Origin of the sequence: Oribacterium sp. WCC10, from assembly GCF_900113415.1 — a bacterium.
Taxonomy (GTDB): domain Bacteria; phylum Bacillota; class Clostridia; order Lachnospirales; family Lachnospiraceae; genus Oribacterium.
Map to the genome: position 1 here is coordinate 16,062 of NZ_FOPH01000028.1, position 17,378 is coordinate 33,439.

Below are 17,378 nucleotides of genomic sequence, written 5' to 3' on the forward strand. Positions count from 1 at the left end.
TTCGCGAATAATACCAACTTTTTGTCCATACCCAACCTTTTATACTAAGCTTACAAATATAGGTCCTCGTCATAAAAAGGTTGGGATTAAGTCCTGGCAATATATACTATCCTTATCCAACTAAAGCAGAGAAAGGATGGTATATCATGAACCTTGAAAACCTATCATTAAGTCAGGATTCGCTTGTCGAATATATGGTGACCATGAATTACAGCAGCTCCTACATCATGGCCATACAACGGGAAATCCGTTGGTTACTGAAAAACAAAAATAGTCACAAATGGATCACTTATGAGGAAGCGCTGCAAGATCGTGCTTTTGCTTGTGACAAGAAGAATTTCACCAATAAAAAAACCTTGTTTACTGTAATCAGACGGTTTGAAGAAGATTCCGTTTATCCTAACAGAACCAGACATCCTGAGGGCAACACTACTCCTCAGGAGCTCAATGCTGAGTTTAAAAAAATGGCCGTAGCTTTCGAAGCAATGGAAACACAGCGCTCGTTGAAGTTCGTCACCGTTACTAAGAATAATCGTTGCTTTCGATCATTCCTTCAGCATCTTCAATCCAGAGGATGTGAGAGGGCGTGTGATGTAACCGAAGCAGATTCGATAAGCTATTTCCGAGATAAAAACGGCGCTGTCTTGCGCGGATATACAGCCAAACGCATTATCAGCCATGCCCTTACACTCCTTGAAAAAACCGGATTCTCGGAATGTAAACGATTATCGGCACTCATTCCTTTGATTAAGTATCATCATAAGAATACTCAGTTTCTTACAGATGATGAGATAGCAAAGATTCTTCACGCCCTTAAGGATAAAGAAGGTAATCTTTCTTTAAGAGATCGCGCCATAGGTTTCCTCCTTGTGTATACAGGAATGCGTGCCAGCGATATTTCTTCACTCAGGTTGGAAGATATCGATTGGCATAACGGGAAGATACATTGTATCCAGCAGAAAACCGGTGTGCCACTGAATCTTCCACTCCTGCCAGTTATCGGGAATGCTATCTATGATTATCTTGATAAGGAGCGCCCTCAGAGCAGTTGTGACTACTTATTTCTCAACAGCTTTTCTGCCGAGGGGCTCGCACCGGTTTCCATCTGTAGTATTTCCTACGTTATTTATAAAGCCTCGTGTGTACGCAATGCAAAAGGGGACCGTAAGGGAACGCATATTTTTCGGCACCATCTTGTCACAGCATTGCTTTCAAACGGTACGGATCAGGCAACGATTAGCCAGACAGTCGGTCACAGCTGCCCAGATTCATTGACACCATATCTGCATGCAGACATCGAAAACCTTCGGAAATGCGCTCTGGATATTTCGCAGTTTCCAATCCGCAGGGAGGGCTGTTAACCATGAAAGAGCATATATCCTTTATGAAGGAACTTATGAACCATTTCGTGGCGTTTATGGAGTCTTCCGATCGCTGGTGTAATAATTACGATGAAAATCTTCATCTGTTTGATTTGTTTCTCTCAAAAAACTATCCGGATGCTACAATCCTTACCAATGACATGGTGGATGGATGGTGTAACAAGAGAAGCAGCGAGAACGCACAATCAAGGCATACCCGTATAAAGGCGGTGATCGCTTTTATTAAATATCTTAATGCCCGAGGGATCTCCGGCATAACGCCGCCTGAGGCTCCACCGCACGGCAAGCGTAATTATATACCACACTCCTTCACGGAGGAGGAATTTCACAGGTTCTTCTATGAATGCGATAACATCCCCATATCTGGCGGGTTAATGAAAAATGATTCTCTCAGGCGCAGCCTGATCATCCCCGTTTTCTTTAGACTACTCTATAGTTCGGGGATACGAACCACAGAAGCAAGGCTCCTTTCCTGTGATGATGCAGACCTTGAAAATGGGGTCTTGGAGATCAAACGTTCAAAAGGCTATGACCAGCACTATGTAGCTCTACATGATTCCATGACGATAATGCTCAGGGAGTATAGCCGTGCCATGGATGCAGTCATGCCAGAACGAGTTGCCTTTTTCCCAAATAGGCAAGGCCTTTTTCTCCGTACACAATGGGTATCCGACATTTTCAAAATTCTCTGGAATAAAGCCAATCCAGGTGTTAAAGCAGTTGCTTATGACATCAGACATAATTACGCCACTATGAATATCAATTCCTGGATCGATGAAGGGTTTTCCCTTAATGATAACCTTGTTCATCTTTCCAGATCTATGGGGCACTATAGTGTAGATTCGACATCTTACTATTACTCCCTGGTCCCGAACCTGGCTGGAATACTTGAAGCCCAGTCCGGTAATGCCTTCAAAAGAACGATTGGGGGCGGCCGGTTATGAAAAGGGGTGATAAGGAAGCCGTAGAGCTGTCAAAGTATGTTTCTGAATTTCTGGACGGATATGCAGAATTATATCTGACAGGCAGTGTTCACACACTGAAATCATATCGCCTGGCCCTTGCTTTGTATCTGGAATACCTCGAAGATGGAAAAGATGTCCATTTCAGAAATTTCAGCAAAAAATGCTTTGAAAAACCTTTTCTCGAGGACTGGATCAAATGGCTCAAGGAGGTTCGAAACGCATCAAACAGCACCATCAACGTACGGTTAGGTTCTTTAAGGAGATTTATAAAATATCTGTCCGAAAGAAAGCCAGAGTACCTGTATCTGTATTCTGAAGCCAAATCTGTTGAGCTCTTGAAAACAGAAAAACACAAGATTGAAGGACTGACAAAAGATGCCATTTCAGCTATCTTGGATGCAGTAGATACATCGACAAAGTCCGGAAAGTTTTATTTCACACTGATCGTATTCCTTTACGCAACCGGTGCACGACTTGATGAAGCTTTATCGCTCAAGACAGAGAACCTCCATCTGGATGATGTGCACCCCCACGCAACGATTGTAGGTAAGGGTGCTAAAGCACGCACTGTCTACCTGCTTAAGGAAGCGGCGGACTACCTTGATAAGTACAAAGACATCTTCCTTAAATCAGAAAGAGCCGATGGATACTTCTTCTTTTCCCGAAACGGAGGAAGCAAGGCGAAGCTTAGCCAGACTGCTGTGCAGAAAGCACTCCATAAATATGCTGCCATTGCCCATGAGGCTTACAATGATGTTCCGCTGGATTTACATGCCCATCAATTCCGTCATGCAAGAGCATCCCATTGGCTTGACGAAGGGATCAACATTGTGCAGATTTCACATCTGCTCGGACATGAAAGTCTGGAAGTAACGATGCGGTATCTTGATATTTCCATCGAGATGGAGGCAAAGGCATTGCTGGCTATACAAAGCGATGAAGACAGAACAACAATGCCAAAATGGATAAATCCTGACGGTACATTAAAAGCAGCTTGCGGCCTTTAATCATAAAGACTAATCCCAACCTTTTGGTAATTTCAATCTTAACAGTATAAGGTGTATTACAAAAGGTTGGGTATTGATCAAAGATTGGTATTATTCGCGAAATCCCAAGGTACGGATTTCGCGAAAGGCTCTTGATATGAGTAACACATGATAGGCTATTTGCCTTGGCAATAGAGCTCAAAGCGCCTATTTGTCGCATTGCCGGACAATCATGTGTGATGGAGGCTCATGTCAAGAGCACCGTGGAATAAACTGCTGGCGGGTGGTTCTCAAGTATCGGAATGGTGGCTCTCAAACTCCGGACAGGTGGCTCAACCGACCCCAGATTATTTATCTCCGCGAAATCTGTTATTATACAGTGGTATGTTAATTAAGTGACAATCTTGTTTCTTGATAAAAGCATACTGGATTTTTGATTATTGCGAAAGCTTTAATCTTGGTTCTTTTCATAATTGTTTGTGAGGGAAGATTATGTGGAGGAATGATTCAATTGGCAACAAGAGATTTTGAATGGATATCGAGTATATGTGAGAAAGATGGCTTTGAGGTGGAAAAGGTTAAGAAATCCGGCTCTTCAGGGGTAATGGTGGGTAAAAAATACCCACAACCCCAGTATTTGTGCTGATTATGCGGCTTTAAGTTTTCTGTTAGGAAGTGGAACCTTTAAATCTGAGCAAACAAGGTATACCATATCCAACATATTTTGAATGTTTCGAAATCCATAAGCCTTACGGATAATCAACTTTATCTTGTTATTAGTTGCTTCAATGCGTGCGTTACTCATACCCAGTTTTATGGCATTTAAAATGTGGTCTTTATGCCGTTTGATTTTTTGATACAGTTCTTTGAAAGCAGGTATCCTGCTATGGGATGCCCACCACAGCCATCGTTTAAGAGTTGCTTCAGCTTCATCAACATCCTTGATTTTGAGAAGTAAACGAAGCATTTCTTTTAACCGGTAAGCACGATAGAGACGGTCATTATTTTGGGCAATCATCTCTAATCGTAACTGCTGTTTTTCAGTAAGGTTCTCCGGAGCTTTTCCAAGTGCATAGGCAGAGTTTTTGATTTCTTCTGCTTTCGCTTTAGCTTTTCTGATAGCGGTGGTCTCGGGATCATTCTCCTTAAGAAATTGGCTCAGCTCCATAAAAAATGGATTTACAGAATAAGACCGGTACTGACTGGATATTTCTAGGCAGTACCGGTCTATATTTATACAATGAATTTATCTATATTCCATTCTAAAATAACAATTAAAAAAGTTACTGGAGTCAATAGGGCGGATCAAAATGTCAAAAATTGCAAAGAAAATGATTGACAAGTTTTTCATTATGCATATAATGTTCATAATTCGCAATACGGTACTAAAAATGAACAAGAAAAGCAAATGTGAACATGATGAACAAAACTATTCCTATCAAAATATCATTGTATATCCTTCCTGCATGTATACCGATGTTACTGTTTTGGTTTATACCCATCTTTGTAACCTTTGGAATCAGCTTTACCAACTGGGATTATATGACAGAATTAAGCAGGATCAGGTTTCTGGGAGTTAAAAACTATATCTCAATATTCAAAGATATCAGGTTTTATCAATGTCTCTTAAATACATTGGCATTCACAATAGGCACGGTCCTGCCTATGATGCTCATCGGATTTACATTAGCACAGCTTATTTATTCACACAAAAAAGAGCATCCTATATTCAGGATACTTCTGTTCAGTCCCTGGGTGACACCCACCGTAGCTATATCCATCGTGTGGATTTTCCTTTTTGACACGGATCAGGGTTTTTTAAATCAAATCCTATCATATCTCAATGTTTCTAAAGTTCCATGGTTAACCAGCTCCAAAGTGGCATTGATATCTGTGATGCTTGTAACAGTATGGAAATCAGCAGGTTATGCCATGGTGATCTTTCTGGGAGCTTTACACAGGATACCGAAAAGCCTGTTTGAAGCGGCCTCTATGGATGGTGCAGGGACACTTGAGAAAATATGGTTCATCACATTACCGGAAATACGGAACACGATTCTGTTTCTGATATTTACAGGAACCGTTAGTTCAATACGGGCCTATGATCAGATCCAAATACTCACCCAGGGCGGACCTTCCGGGAGCACCAGAACTTTGATCTACTATTTCTATCAACTGGGATTTGAGGAATTCGATACAGGAAAAGCCTCAGCCACAGCCATAATTATCCTCATAATTACAGTTTCTATATCAGCAGTTCAATTCATGATTTTGTCAAAAAAGGAGAGCAGTCGATAAGGGAGGTGATCTGATGTCGCAGGTTAAAAACATGGTGAGAAGGGTAATCTTATCCATAGGTTCTTTCATCGCAGTATTCCCGCTGATCTGGATGCTCCTGTCGGGACTAAACGATTATCTTATGACTTTTGTGCCCGGCAATGGAAAAGGTATTTCTTTCACATTGGAGAATATAGGATATGTACTGTTCCAATCACCGGTACCACTTTATATAAAAAACAGCATGCTTATCTCTGTAGTTACGTCACTATACCAGATAATCACAGGGGCAATGCTTGCCTATGCACTTACTTTTTTAAAATTCAGGTGTAAAAAGCTCCTGTACTACATTATCTTTTTTACGTATATGCTGCCTTCAGCAGCTACATATATACCTTCATATATAGTTCTCTCAAAACTTAATCTTCTGAATACATACAAAGGGCTTATATTATCTCAATCAGTCAGTCTTTTTGGTATATTTCTCCTCAGACAGAATTTCCTTGAGATACCGAAGGACTTTGTAGATGCAGCAAAAATTGATGGGGCTACAGACTGGAAAATACTCTGGAAAGTGGTTTTCCCCTTGGCGAGATCTGGATTTATCACCTTCTTTTTACTTTCCTTTATCAGTCTATATAACAACTATATGTGGCCGGCGCTTATTACTACTGATTCCAGACTTTATCAGGTTTCCCAGGGAGTGCGGAGCTTCTTTATAGACGATGGGGCTTACGGAACAAAATGGCCTTTGATAATGGCTGCAGATTCCATCGTTATCCTGCCGCTGGTCCTTATGTATATCTGTGCATCTCATGTCATCATACATGGAATATCAGGTGATTCCGGCGTAAAGGGGTAAAGAAATACTCAAAGACTCATGGGTGTGACAGCTTAAAAAATTGATCGTAATGCAGCGTATTCCGGACATCGCCGCACTTACATATATGAAAAGGAGTTTAATAACATGAAGATAAGCAGTATAAAAATAAGAAGTCTTAAAAACAACATTAAACGTTTCATTAGTCCCTTGATTATCCTGTCAGTCATAACTGCAATTTCCGGATGTTCCGGAGAAAATGCTTCGCAGGTTCCAAAGGCAGAAAAGGAGAGGACAGAGATTGAATACTGGTATGCCGGCGGAAAAACAGCAGTAAAGGTCATGGCTGACATCATTGATTCCTTCAATGCTTCCCAGGATGAGTATGTGATAAAACCTGTGGTTAAAGCAAGCTATGATGAAACCTATCAGGGATTGCAGGCAGCATTGGCCGGAAATGTCTCTCCTGATCTTGTGCTTCTTGAAACGGAAGCTTCTCATTATCTGTCAGGAAAAGGGATTCTGGAAAATGTAGGAGAGCAGCTAAAATCCACTCCTTCATTTTCACTTGATGACTACATTGATGTATTTATTGACAGCTGTAAAGGAGATAGGGATGAGCTCTATATGTTTCCGGCATACGGAACAACACAGGTGTTTTATTATAATAGGGAAGCCTTTGAGAAAGCAGGTGTGAATCCGGAATCCATCAAGAGCTGGCAGGATTTGGCGGATCAAAAAGAGAGGTTTACATCTTCCGGAATAGAGTACGTTTGGGAGCCTATGTGGGGACCGGACAACCTCATTGATGTAGCATTTTCCAACGGAGCTTCCATGTTTAGTTCGGATGGCAAGGAAGTCACCATCGATTCCCCGGAGTGGATCCAGGTATTTGAAGCTTTTAGGAAGTGGATCCATGAGGACAAAATCATGAAGATTCATTCCGGTGGACAAGGCTGGGAGTACTGGTACAAGACTATGGATGATGCCTTGTCCGGAACGGCGGCAGGTTATACAGGTTCCTCCGGAGACCAGGCAGATCTGGATTTCACTCTTGTTGGCGCTCTGGAGCAGCCGGGTTTCGGTTCCAATGCTTCCAGCCCGACAGCAGAGGCCAAAGATTTTGTTATCGTCAAATCCTCAAGTGAGAAGGAGAAGACCGGAGCTGCAGCATTTATACGGTACTTTACGAGCCCTGAACAGCAGGCAGTATGGTCAATGGGAACTGGATATGTACCCGTATGCAAGAATATGGATAGTGTTGAGAGCTATCATAATTATGTGAAAGAGCATCCTGAGATAACAGTTCCACTCCAACAATCACAGCACGCTTCAGTGCTTCCTATAGACCCAACAGGAGGAAAGATTTACGATGCACTAAAGATCGCAGCTGATCAGGTGGAGCTGGAGAATATACCGGCGGAAGAAGCATTGTCAGAAGCACAGAAGAAGGCGGAAGAAGCAATGAGAGAGCTGTCATAAATCTGGTTCATAAAAAAACATAAAAATTTTTGCCGAATAAACATTAGAAACGACCGAAAATACAGTCATAGTACAGTTAAACAATCAAAGACGCATGAACGAAAAAAATCCGAAACGTTCTATCAATTACAATTCAAACGGAATAAACAGAGATGACAGATATGTGTACATATCAGCTTCTTATAAGCTTTCACTGGATTATGTTTTGGAAATTCAGAAGAGTATGTAGAACATATTTATATTATAAAAAAATCCACAGAATATTTATTTGAGAACTACTATAAGGCAAAAAGAACCAATTTGACGAAGGCGTGCTTAATGCTGGCCGGGAATCATCATGGAGTCTGCAAAACGGAGATATATAACTGATAAATCCATATGGGTTTATAGGTTTTATTGAGTTTTGCAGACTCATTTTTGTTGTTTTGGCTCCTGGCGTGGTTGTATTTCCGTTTGAAGGACTCCGTAAAAGGAGTGGAAATATGAGACAAGAAGACACAAACAGCACATTTTCTGTAGGAAAGAGAATCAGGATCATCAGAAAGAGAAAAGGGATGAGTCAGGAGGATCTGGCTGAGAAGATGTTCACTTCCAAGCAAATGATATCTGCATATGAAACAGACAAGATAGATATCAAAGTATCGGTACTTAAGGAGTTTGGTAAGGCATTGGAGATATATATGGCGGGGAGGTTGTGAAATATATGTGAGTCAGAAACAGTATAAATATTGTACATGATGAAAAGCTGATGGGCAATTAACTATCCATCAGCTTTTTCTATGACCATATCAGACAGTGAATACCGTATTATCTCATCAGGATTTGACGAGGGATTAATCCAATCGTTTATCAGGTTTTCCGGAAGCATGACCGGCATACGGTCATGGATCTTGGCAAGTTCTGCAGTTGGTTCTTTTGTTAATACGACAAAAACAGGGTATCCTTCTTCAATTCTGTATAGTCCGCAGAGCCAGGTAATGGTATGCCCTTTAGGCTGAACGGCATATTTTTGTCCTGTCTTCACCTTCCCATCGATACTTTTCATGTGTTCCCACTCGTAGTAGTAGGAAGCCGGGATGATGCATCTATGGGACATCCATGCATCTTTAAAGGTCGGTTTGATACCGGCTGTCTCAACCCGCGCATTGAAGAGAGTCCTTTTATTATCTTTTGCAAGAAATCCCCACTGCATTGGAAAAGCACTTCTCTGACCTTTGGAATTTGGAGCTATGACCGGTACGATATCAGTAGGGCGGACTTCACCATTGGTGATCAATGGTCTCGCGTGTGTATCTATAAATTTCTGGGTAAGCAGGAATCTTGACACGAATGCAGTTATGTCAGCTAATTCGGGAAGATCTTTCTCCAAAGCGTATCGTGTGCACATGGTATCTCCTCATGATGGTATAGAAGAAATTCCTTACTATAGGATTCTATTAAGGGAATTCTACTATAGGCTCAAATTCATGGTTTGTGTATATATCTTCGATTTCTGTCTCAGTCCGTATGAGTTCTTCACTAAATCCCTTAAGAGCATCAAAAGGACTGAAGATCTTTGCACGTCTTCCCAGATCCATGGGAGGATGTTTTAAGGTAAAACTGTCTGTTTTGTTATGTACCGGCTTCCCTTTCTCATAGACATGCTTGTATCGGAAGGAGAGAGTCGGAATAAGGTTATCTTCACTATCCATGGTAGTTCTCCGTTTGATATAAGTATATTACATAATAAGAAATAACCAGGATGGCTATTTCTTATGTCCACCAATCTGGTTATTTCTTTCGATGGTAGTAGCACCTTCGAGAAGGTTCATACCTTTCAGCATGGCGTTGGCACCATACTTTGTACGGACATCCAGCAGTGCGGCATGTAATTTCCGTTCCTTATCCTCAGCTTCGTAGTCTGTGAAGAGATCCATCTGATACATACCTTTATCATCGACCACATCACAGGCACATATACCAAGTCTCCGCAGAAGTATCCTGTGGTCACTCTTTTTTGCGACATCATCCATAATCTTTCCAATAACAAGTTTTGAAGTATTGGTCGCGGTTCTTAAATTTACAGTACCGGTTGAATGAGCAGGATGAATCCGCCCATACCAGTCAATGGCCAGCTTTCCATCATATCCCGGAAAGTATTCAAGACTCTTGTAATCATAGCTTATCCACCAGGTGAACCTTTGTGACACAAGATTCTTACGATACATGTCTGCACAAAGGATATCGATCATTTCCTTGAATACAATGCAGGCTTCATCATACTTATAGGGTCTTGGAAGTACCTGACCATTGGAAAGGGAATGAGTGTCTGTCTTGTAATGCTTGATATCGTACATTGTGACAGGCTCGATACCCCAGGCATGGTCGATAAGTATCTCGGCATCTATACCGAAGGTCTTATAGAACCATTCCTCATCCCACTGAGTCCTCTCTGCTATGTCTCCCATGGTATACATATGGTCACGTTCAAGTCTTCTGGCTTTACCCTGACCTATCTGCCAGAAATCGGTGAGAGGCCTGTGATCCCAGAGAAGATATCTGTAAGAATCTTCCGTAAGTGATGCTATACGTACACCATCTTTGTCTGCCGGAGCCTTTTTAGCGACGATATCCATGGCGACCTTTGCAAGATAAAGGTTGGTGCCTATTCCAACAGTTGCTGTGATGCCTGTTGTTTTTAAGACATCCCGGATCATGGTCAGTGCCATGACATGGGCAGGTGTTTCTCCGGATCTCCTTGCAGCTGTCTCATAGAAATGAAGATATGGTGTACAGTCGATGAAACACTCGTCAATGCTGTATACATGAACATCCTCAGATGCTACGTATTTAAGGTATATGCCGTAAATCTGTGCAGAGATCTTTTCATACTCAAGCATACGTGGTACAGCAATGATGTATAGTACCTTTGTATGATGGAGTTCTTCATATTTCTTTATGGCCTGCTTTGCCTCGAATAACCTTGGACGGCTGGGCACACCGATTGCCTTTAAAGCCGGAGATACAGCGAGACAGATGGTCTGATCAGTCCTGCTGGCATCAGCAACAAGGAGATTGGCTTTCAGCGGATCATAGCCTCTTGCCACACACTCAACAGATGCATAAAAACTTTTCATATCTATAGCGATATAAACACGTTGCAGCTTCATATCAGTCAGGCACTTACATTTTCCGGTAAGACAGCCCTGTCATCGATGTAGTAATCACAGGTGATCTTACGGAAGTTGTTGCCATACTTCTCTATGATCTCCGGAAGGTTGTCATTTATGGCATCGAATTCCAGATTCTGTTCCCTGCACCATGATACAGCTTTATCCAATGCCTCACCGGCACGACAGGTCCATAATATCAGTTTGTTACCTGATTCACGCTGAGATTTCAGGTATTCTATCAGTGGTATATTGGGTTCTCCGAGTTCAGGCCAGTTGCTGTAACATAGTGTCCCGTCGAAATCCACGGCAATGATCATGTAATCCATAAAATCTCCATTCCGCCGCCTAAAAAGACGGCACAATAGTATGAAAAGTGTTTTTTACGCTATCTATCTAAGTAAAACAAAGCAAATTTTGGTTCAAAAGCTTCCAAAATACGATTCCCGGACAGATTTATTGCATAAAGATTTTACAGCCGAACAAATGTACGGCATTAATTAATTTATAGCACGTTTGTTCTTTGAAATCAACAAGAAATATAAACCATAGGTGCCTGTCAAAAACTACCTACCATTGGTGACAGACTACCTATTTAGATAAAGATTCTGAAGATGATTATTCATCAGAGGTGGTGGAGTATGATGAATTAAATAATGATTCTGATAGTAGTATAGGATCTATGTTTGGGTTCATGGGATTAATTTTTATGATTGTACTTGTATTATCGGCGAGCTAAAAATGCTGAGAGCTACAGAGTCTTTTTGAGTTTCGTGATACTGTCTTTATACTCGTAATGTAATGACAACTAAAGAATTTAGTGTTAATATCCGATATATAAAGAGATAGGCGGAGCAATGAATAATACTCCCGGAAAGGATAAACAGAAATGGCAACAATGAATCGTATATACAGTCTGAATAGTACTCGACCTGAATCTACACTCGTAAAACGTTTCGAGAGTAGAGCTCTTTTGGTACGCTCATATAAGACTAAGCAAATGCGAGAAATTGTTGTTTTAGCAAAGATCCGGGAGTATTAGGATTGTAGCAGATAGATAAACATGTTTTGCAAACCGCTTACCTTGTATGAGGGTAGGCGGTTTTTTAATGCTCCGTTAGCTCAGCTGGTAGAGCACCGGACTTTTAATCCGATGGTCGGGGGTTCGAGGTCTCCGCTCCGCTTCGGTCGTCGCAAAGCCGACGTCCACCGGACGTCGTGCGACCTGCGGGGCATAATGTATTGAGAGAAAGGAAATGACAATGGACGTATTAGAGATTAAAGGAAAAGTAAATACAGCAATCTGCTACGCCAGAGTTGTTGAGGATGAAGCAATCGAGCAGATCAGACGTATGTGTGATTATGCCATGACGGAAGGTTGCAAGATTCGAATCATGCCGGATGTTCATGCAGGTAAAGGATGTACCATAGGAACCACAATGACTATAGCTGACAAGGCAGTTCCTAACGTGGTTGGCGTCGATATCGGATGCGGAATGTATACGGTAAATCTTGGAAAAGGCGATATTGATTTTGAAAAAGTGGATGAGGCGGCACATTTCATTCCATCTGGTATGAATGTCTGGGAAGGTCGTCAGGAGAGATTTGATCTTTCTGGTCTTGCATGTTACAGGGAACTTAAGGATACAAAACGATTGGAAAGATCTCTTGGAACTCTGGGAGGAGGAAATCATTTTATAGAGATTGATGAATCTGCGGACAGAACTAAATATCTGGTTATACATTCTGGTTCCAGAAACCTTGGAAAACAGGTTGCAGAACATTATCAGAAACTCGCAATAAATCTGAATCGAGGTTATGGTGATTACCTGGAGAAGCGTGATGAAATCATCAGAACCTACAAGGAGCAGGGACGTAAGAATGAAATACAAGAGGCGTTAAAACAGCTCCATTGGCAGGTTTATGAGAGTGAAGCCAGTATGCCGGAGGATCTTTGCTATCTGGAGGGAAAATACCTGGAGGATTACCTTCAAGATGTAGAAATCTGCCAGGCATTCGCTAAACGAAGCCGGGAAAAGATGGCAGAGATTTTACTTGAAAGAACCGGTATGACGGCAGGTGAGAGCTTCCACACCATTCATAATTATATTGATACAGATGAAATGATTTTACGAAAGGGCGCTATAGCTGCCCATGAAGGTGAAAAAGTACTGATCCCAATTAATATGAGGGATGGAAGTGTACTTGCAGTTGGTAAAGGGAATCCGGAGTGGAACTATTCAGCTCCACACGGTGCCGGACGAATTATGTCCAGAACAAAGGCAAAAAACAGCCTCAGCCTGGACGAGTACAGAGAAACAATGAAGGGTGTATACACCACTTCAATCAATGAGAATACATTAGACGAAGCACCGATGGCATATAAGAGTCTTGAAGACATCATTGATGTGATTAGAGAATCAGTAGATGTCATTGAAGTGCTAAAACCGATTTACAATTTTAAGGCATCCGACTAATGAACTACCTGTTCTGGTCGGAGTGCCGGAACAGGAGTATAAAATGATTACTTTACCTGCCATCGATATGGTGGCAACAGGACAAAATATATCAATGTTGAGACAGAAGGCAGGATTGTCTGTAAAGGACTTGCAGGATTTCTTTGGGTTTACAACTCCTCAGGCGATTTACAAGTGGCAGCATGGTGCGGCGATGCCTACAATTGACAACTTGGTTGCCTTGGCGATGATCTTTGGAGTATCTATGGATGACATAATTGTTGTAGAAGCTGATGCAAGAATGCAGATTAGCGCTTAAAGAAAACAAAACAGGGATCGGTAAGGCCGGTCCCATCATGCTCGTATAGTTCAAAGGATAGAATAATCGACTACGAATCGATTGATTCAGGTTCGATCTCCGTTCCACTCCGGTCGGCGCAAAGCTACCGTCCACTGGACGGTATGCGCCCTGATATGAGCACTATGGGTAGGTCAAATGACGGAAATTCTGGATGTAAATCCAGCGACTTCGGTCTGCGTCAGTTTGAGTATCAACCTACCCAAGTATGTTTGCGTGTCCGAGTGGCTGATGGTGCCTCCCCGCTAAGGAGGTGTGCGGTGATACCGCACCGGTGGTTCGAATCCACCCGCAAACGTGATCAAAGAGGGCGATGATTTGCAGTTGCCCTCTTATTTTTTTGAAATCGTGTTTAAAGTTATAATATTTGTAAAAACTAATGTTCTTGTAAATGCGGTAATGACGAGTATAATAATTGAAGATAAAAGTTTGAAATATGCACGTATGAGCGTATTTCGTGTGATTGCAACTGGGAATAAACATAAGGAGGGCACGAGTATGCTTGGACGGACCCATTTTTTTGTTGGTGCTGCAACAGCACTTATTATATTAAGACCGGAGACGAAGTCTCTTTTAGTTCCTGGAATGGGAGCAACTGCCATCGGAGGTGTTATCAGTGATATAGATTCAGGAACTTCACAGGCACATCAGGAAGCAGATAAGATAGTTATGTCCAGTGTCCTGGCTCTGGCAGCAGTAGTTCTTGGAGAATATCATTATCATCTTGGAATTTATAACAGACTTTTAAGCGACAGCAATGTATATCGTATACTTTCCGGTTTTTCAGTATTTATCGGGCTATGTATCTTTGGTATGAAGCAGCCGCATAGATCCTTTATGCATTCATTTCTTGCACTTTTTCTGTTTACTTCCTGTGTTGAAGTGATATTTCCAACAGTAGCACCTTACTTTGCGATTGGATTTGCCTCACATCTTGTGATAGATCTTCTCAACAAGCGTGGTGAAAGGTTACTATGGCCTATGAAGAAAAGTTTCAGCTTAAAACTGTGTTCTTCACGTGGATTGATAAATGAATTGCTGATGACTGTGGGAATGATGATATCTGCAGCATATATCACATCATTAACGACGCCCTCCGGATATATATGGAGCCTGGATAATATAGAAAGAATTTTAGCAAGTTTTTTGTGAGTCAGGGTATGGTATGATGGATGTATTCAATTAATAAAGAGGAATATAGAGATGTATATACTTCATTTAGAAGATGACATTATTAAGCAGTACCATATCCAAAGAGCATTGGAAGATGCCTGCTTTTCTGATTTTAAGCTGGATCATGTAAATAATCTTAGTGATGGCATTAAGAATATAGAAAGACAGATAAAAGCAGGAAGACTATACGACATTATAATCACTGACATGTGGTATCCAGAAAGAAATAAAGAGGCAGAATCTGCTTCAGGTAAGCAGATTATTAAACTTGTGAATGAAAAAGGATGGAACATTCCTATCATAGTTTGTTCTACTGTTGATTATGAAATTCCCGGAATACTGGGTTCAGTTCATTATGATAAGAATAAGGATTGGGAGCATGAACTTGTACGGTTAGTACGAGGGCTGTCACTACATAGGTGATCAAAATGGATAAGAAAGAAAAGGAAATAAGTAAATTCATCAGTCTGATATTAAGGCATAAACCGGAGGTCATCGGGATAAGTCTTGATGAACATGGATGGGCAGATGTCAGTGAACTTATTAAGGGGATAGATAAAACACATAAGCTTGATATGGAAATTCTTGAAAAGATAGTATCAGAGGATGAAAAGCAAAGGTATTCATTTAACGATGATAAAACTCTGATACGTGCCAATCAGGGGCATTCCATAAATGTGGATGTAGAATTAAAGAACGCTTCTCCTCCTGAAATACTTTGGCATGGGACTGGTGAAAAATATGTCGCATCTATACTTGATCATGGTCTCATCCCTAAATCAAGATTATATGTTCATCTGTCAAAAGACTATGATACCGCGGTTAAAGTGGGGAGTCGGCATGGGAAACCGGTTGTATTCAAGATATATGCCGGAAGGATGGCAGAAGGGGGATATGAGTTTTTTATATCGGAAAATGGTGTATGGCTGGCTAAATATATTCCTAAGGAATTCATAGAAGTATATGAACCGGCTGTTAGTCAAAGGTTGAATAAAAAGAAAGTGGTGAAGAATCCATAAGTATGAGCAGTAACGATGATGAGCTTCTAGGTATGTAACTGATGAATCCAACAAAAAAAGAACCTCGAATCCATGAAGCACACGCCATTTCATCTACCGTTCTTAGTTTCATCACGAATCGTTTCAGATCTGTGAAGCACTCGCCACATCTCTTTGACTTGTCTACATTGTATCGGTTTTTGTACAATGAGTCAACATGAAAATATTTTTTATTTTTCGACAAAATGATTTCATATAGTAAACCAGGGAGGCTGCTAATTAATGGAAAAACCAAATTCCAAAGGACGTATTTTAGCCCTATTACGATATCTACAGGATGAAACAGATGAGGAACATCCGGCAGATAAGAAAACCATAATGAAAGCCCTTCAGGATAAAGGATATTCTATTACCAGAAATACATTGGATGACGACATTAAGGTTCTTGAGAGTTTTGAGGCCGATATCATTATTTCAAAGTCTCATGAGAATACTTATTTCCTTGGAGAACGGAAATTTCAGCTTCCGGAGCTTAAGATGCTAATAGATGCGATTTCTTCAGCTAAATTCATTTCTGCAGATTCCAGTGAGGAGATGATATCAAAGATCGGGTCTATGGCGAGCAGATATCAGCGATCCCATATGTCACCGCGAATCTTTGTTTCAGACCGGGTCAAGTCGGATAATAATCATCTTCATCTGGTAGTGGATGTAATTGAAAGAGCTATTGAAAAAAGGAGTGTAGTTTCTTTTCAGTACATTGATTATTCACCCGAGAAGGAAAAGATACTTAAGAACGATGGTGAGATATACTATTGCAGCCCATATTGCTGTTTATGGAACAATGATAATTACTATCTTTTAGGTTATTCTGAGAAACATGAAAAGGTAATCTCATATCGTATAGACCGCATGCTTCGTGTAGAACTTTGTCCAGAAGAATATGTTCCACTTCCTGATGGATGTGAGCTTACGGCATTTACCAAAGAGGTCTTTAAGATGTATGACGGTGTTGATCAGGAAGTGGATTTGATTTGTGACAATGCTTTGATGAAAAATCTTGTGGATCACTTTGGAGATGATTTTACCGTAAGGCCAGAATCAAAAGAAACATTTCGAGCAACTGTAAAAGTATCAGTCAGCCGAACATTTTATGCCTGGGTATTCCAGTTTGCTGGAGGTATCAGGATTTCCGGACCTGAGAACGTTCGGGAAGAGTACATGGAAATGTTGAAAAATGCTATGAAGTAAAATAAAAAATACTGCCACCATTATAGAAATGAGTTCTATTTCGTTTATAATTAAAAAAGATAAGTTAATGTCTTTTTTACG

19 protein-coding genes and 1 tRNA gene are annotated in these 17,378 nt (G+C 41.0%); 15 read left to right on the forward strand and 5 right to left on the reverse strand.

Going from position 1 to position 17,378, the window contains the following annotated elements; genetic code table 11:
• Positions 1 to 146: 146 nt before the first annotated feature.
• The 4 genes from BM294_RS14395 to BM294_RS16485 all read left to right on the forward strand — a co-directional run bounded on the left by BM294_RS14395 (position 147) and on the right by BM294_RS16485 (position 3,979).
• Complete coding sequence (locus tag BM294_RS14395; RefSeq protein WP_091209658.1) at positions 147 to 1,361, forward strand: tyrosine-type recombinase/integrase; 1,215 nt, start codon at positions 147 to 149, stop codon at positions 1,359 to 1,361.
• 2 nt (positions 1,362 to 1,363) lie between these two features.
• Positions 1,364 to 2,326, forward strand: a complete 963-nt coding sequence (locus tag BM294_RS14400) for a tyrosine-type recombinase/integrase (protein WP_175494712.1) — start codon at positions 1,364 to 1,366, stop codon at positions 2,324 to 2,326.
• Positions 2,323 to 3,354 carry a tyrosine-type recombinase/integrase gene (locus BM294_RS14405; protein ID WP_091209661.1) on the forward strand — a complete coding sequence of 344 codons (1,032 nt, stop codon included), beginning with the start codon at positions 2,323 to 2,325 and terminating at the stop codon, positions 3,352 to 3,354. The genes BM294_RS14400 and BM294_RS14405 overlap by 4 nt, the downstream gene beginning before the upstream one ends.
• A gap of 490 nt (positions 3,355 to 3,844) precedes the next feature.
• Positions 3,845 to 3,979, forward strand: coding sequence for a hypothetical protein (locus BM294_RS16485; RefSeq protein WP_255407208.1), 135 nt, complete (start codon positions 3,845 to 3,847; stop codon positions 3,977 to 3,979).
• Here the strand turns inward: BM294_RS16485 and BM294_RS14410 are convergent, their stop codons facing one another.
• Complete coding sequence (locus tag BM294_RS14410; protein ID WP_091209663.1) at positions 3,980 to 4,501, reverse strand: transposase; 522 nt, start codon at positions 4,499 to 4,501, stop codon at positions 3,980 to 3,982.
• Between the two features lie 248 nt (positions 4,502 to 4,749).
• Between BM294_RS14410 and BM294_RS14415 the strand changes: the two genes are divergently transcribed.
• The 4 genes from BM294_RS14415 (at position 4,750) to BM294_RS14430 (ending at position 8,610) form a co-directional block, all read left to right on the forward strand.
• A complete protein-coding gene (locus BM294_RS14415) occupies positions 4,750 to 5,631 on the forward strand; it encodes a carbohydrate ABC transporter permease (protein ID WP_044996705.1) in 882 nt (293 codons plus the stop codon).
• Between the two features lie 13 nt (positions 5,632 to 5,644).
• Positions 5,645 to 6,472, forward strand: a complete 828-nt coding sequence (locus tag BM294_RS14420) for a carbohydrate ABC transporter permease (RefSeq protein ID WP_091209665.1) — start codon at positions 5,645 to 5,647, stop codon at positions 6,470 to 6,472.
• A gap of 105 nt (positions 6,473 to 6,577) precedes the next feature.
• A complete protein-coding gene (locus BM294_RS14425) occupies positions 6,578 to 7,912 on the forward strand; it encodes an extracellular solute-binding protein (protein WP_091209667.1) in 1,335 nt (444 codons plus the stop codon).
• A 482-nt stretch (positions 7,913 to 8,394) separates the two neighbouring features.
• The gene (locus BM294_RS14430) at positions 8,395 to 8,610 is read left to right on the forward strand and encodes a helix-turn-helix domain-containing protein (RefSeq protein WP_091209669.1); all 216 of its coding nucleotides are present in this window, start codon (positions 8,395 to 8,397) and stop codon (positions 8,608 to 8,610) included.
• 62 nt (positions 8,611 to 8,672) lie between these two features.
• Here the strand turns inward: BM294_RS14430 and BM294_RS14435 are convergent, their stop codons facing one another.
• Genes BM294_RS14435 through BM294_RS14450 form a run of 4 tightly spaced genes read right to left on the reverse strand, consistent with a single transcriptional unit; the run spans position 8,673 to position 11,390 of the window.
• Entirely contained in the window at positions 8,673 to 9,299 is a 627-nt protein-coding gene (locus tag BM294_RS14435) for an SOS response-associated peptidase (RefSeq protein WP_091209671.1), read from the reverse strand.
• A 49-nt stretch (positions 9,300 to 9,348) separates the two neighbouring features.
• Positions 9,349 to 9,603 (reverse strand): hypothetical protein, encoded by a 255-nt coding sequence (locus tag BM294_RS14440; protein WP_036613528.1) that lies wholly within the window; start codon positions 9,601 to 9,603, stop codon positions 9,349 to 9,351.
• Positions 9,604 to 9,657: 54 nt separating this feature from the next.
• Complete coding sequence (locus BM294_RS14445) at positions 9,658 to 11,061, reverse strand: Y-family DNA polymerase (protein ID WP_091209673.1); 1,404 nt, start codon at positions 11,059 to 11,061, stop codon at positions 9,658 to 9,660.
• A 5-nt stretch (positions 11,062 to 11,066) separates the two neighbouring features.
• Positions 11,067 to 11,390: a hypothetical protein gene (locus tag BM294_RS14450; protein ID WP_091209675.1), complete on the reverse strand. Its 324-nt coding sequence runs from the start codon at positions 11,388 to 11,390 to the stop codon at positions 11,067 to 11,069.
• A gap of 933 nt (positions 11,391 to 12,323) precedes the next feature.
• On the opposite strand from BM294_RS14450, the gene BM294_RS14455 reads away from it, so the two are divergent.
• From BM294_RS14455 to BM294_RS14485, 7 genes are all read left to right on the forward strand, one after another.
• Positions 12,324 to 13,538 carry an RtcB family protein gene (locus tag BM294_RS14455; RefSeq protein WP_091209676.1) on the forward strand — a complete coding sequence of 405 codons (1,215 nt, stop codon included), beginning with the start codon at positions 12,324 to 12,326 and terminating at the stop codon, positions 13,536 to 13,538.
• A gap of 43 nt (positions 13,539 to 13,581) precedes the next feature.
• Positions 13,582 to 13,836, forward strand: a complete 255-nt coding sequence (locus BM294_RS14460; RefSeq protein ID WP_091209678.1) for a helix-turn-helix domain-containing protein — start codon at positions 13,582 to 13,584, stop codon at positions 13,834 to 13,836.
• 249 nt (positions 13,837 to 14,085) lie between these two features.
• A tRNA-Ser gene (locus tag BM294_RS14465) sits at positions 14,086 to 14,173 on the forward strand.
• A gap of 200 nt (positions 14,174 to 14,373) precedes the next feature.
• Positions 14,374 to 15,027: a metal-dependent hydrolase gene (locus BM294_RS14470; RefSeq protein ID WP_175494713.1), complete on the forward strand. Its 654-nt coding sequence runs from the start codon at positions 14,374 to 14,376 to the stop codon at positions 15,025 to 15,027.
• A gap of 51 nt (positions 15,028 to 15,078) precedes the next feature.
• The gene (locus BM294_RS14475; protein WP_091209682.1) at positions 15,079 to 15,471 is read left to right on the forward strand and encodes a response regulator; all 393 of its coding nucleotides are present in this window, start codon (positions 15,079 to 15,081) and stop codon (positions 15,469 to 15,471) included.
• Between the two features lie 5 nt (positions 15,472 to 15,476).
• Positions 15,477 to 16,067 carry an RNA 2'-phosphotransferase gene (locus tag BM294_RS14480; protein WP_091209684.1) on the forward strand — a complete coding sequence of 197 codons (591 nt, stop codon included), beginning with the start codon at positions 15,477 to 15,479 and terminating at the stop codon, positions 16,065 to 16,067.
• Positions 16,068 to 16,328: 261 nt separating this feature from the next.
• Entirely contained in the window at positions 16,329 to 17,297 is a 969-nt protein-coding gene (locus BM294_RS14485; protein ID WP_091209686.1) for a helix-turn-helix transcriptional regulator, read from the forward strand.
• The last annotated feature ends 81 nt before the right edge of the window (positions 17,298 to 17,378 follow it).

Coding starts and splice junctions, on each gene's coding strand:
- BM294_RS14460 (WP_091209678.1), top strand. CDS start 13,582: ATGATTACTTTACCTGCCATCGATATGGTGGCAACAGGACAAAATATA.
- BM294_RS14475 (WP_091209682.1), top strand. CDS start 15,079: ATGTATATACTTCATTTAGAAGATGACATTATTAAGCAGTACCATATC.
- BM294_RS14445 (WP_091209673.1), bottom strand. CDS start 11,061: ATGAAGCTGCAACGTGTTTATATCGCTATAGATATGAAAAGTTTTTAT.
- BM294_RS14435 (WP_091209671.1), bottom strand. CDS start 9,299: ATGTGCACACGATACGCTTTGGAGAAAGATCTTCCCGAATTAGCTGAC.
- BM294_RS14470 (WP_175494713.1), top strand. CDS start 14,374: ATGCTTGGACGGACCCATTTTTTTGTTGGTGCTGCAACAGCACTTATT.
- BM294_RS14485 (WP_091209686.1), top strand. CDS start 16,329: ATGGAAAAACCAAATTCCAAAGGACGTATTTTAGCCCTATTACGATAT.
- BM294_RS14455 (WP_091209676.1), top strand. CDS start 12,324: ATGGACGTATTAGAGATTAAAGGAAAAGTAAATACAGCAATCTGCTAC.
- BM294_RS14395 (WP_091209658.1), top strand. CDS start 147: ATGAACCTTGAAAACCTATCATTAAGTCAGGATTCGCTTGTCGAATAT.
- BM294_RS14400 (WP_175494712.1), top strand. CDS start 1,364: ATGAAAGAGCATATATCCTTTATGAAGGAACTTATGAACCATTTCGTG.
- BM294_RS14440 (WP_036613528.1), bottom strand. CDS start 9,603: ATGGATAGTGAAGATAACCTTATTCCGACTCTCTCCTTCCGATACAAG.
- BM294_RS14450 (WP_091209675.1), bottom strand. CDS start 11,390: ATGGATTACATGATCATTGCCGTGGATTTCGACGGGACACTATGTTAC.
- BM294_RS14425 (WP_091209667.1), top strand. CDS start 6,578: ATGAAGATAAGCAGTATAAAAATAAGAAGTCTTAAAAACAACATTAAA.
- BM294_RS14420 (WP_091209665.1), top strand. CDS start 5,645: ATGTCGCAGGTTAAAAACATGGTGAGAAGGGTAATCTTATCCATAGGT.
- BM294_RS14405 (WP_091209661.1), top strand. CDS start 2,323: ATGAAAAGGGGTGATAAGGAAGCCGTAGAGCTGTCAAAGTATGTTTCT.
- BM294_RS14480 (WP_091209684.1), top strand. CDS start 15,477: ATGGATAAGAAAGAAAAGGAAATAAGTAAATTCATCAGTCTGATATTA.
- BM294_RS14410 (WP_091209663.1), bottom strand. CDS start 4,501: ATGGAGCTGAGCCAATTTCTTAAGGAGAATGATCCCGAGACCACCGCT.
- BM294_RS14415 (WP_044996705.1), top strand. CDS start 4,750: ATGATGAACAAAACTATTCCTATCAAAATATCATTGTATATCCTTCCT.
- BM294_RS14430 (WP_091209669.1), top strand. CDS start 8,395: ATGAGACAAGAAGACACAAACAGCACATTTTCTGTAGGAAAGAGAATC.